Here is a 291-nt window from a genome sequence, read left to right on the forward strand (position 1 = left end):
CCAGGCACCGCCGGTGCCGATGGAGAACTGGCCGTAGCTGCCGGCGGTGTTGGACTGCGCCTGGAAGCTTTCCGGGCTGTCGATATCGTTAACGGTCAAGCTGCCGCCGGTGGTCAGCGGAGCATTGGTTTCGCTCAGCGTAACGCTGGCCGAAGACAGCACGGCGGCGTCGTTGCTGCCGGTGACGGTGATGGTCACCAGCTGGGTGTCGACGCCGCCCAGGCCGTCGCTGACCTGCACCGTAAACACGTCGTTGTGACTTTCGCCCGCCTTCAGCGACTGCACCGCGCT

1 protein-coding gene is annotated in these 291 nt (G+C 65.6%); it reads right to left on the reverse strand.

What is annotated here, in order from left to right:
- Positions 1 to 291 (reverse strand): VCBS domain-containing protein (locus AC07W4_RS04295; protein ID WP_495031621.1); only part of this gene is annotated, 291 nt, incomplete at both ends.

This window comes from Pseudomonas sp. GW821-FHT02A08 (assembly GCF_059422045.1).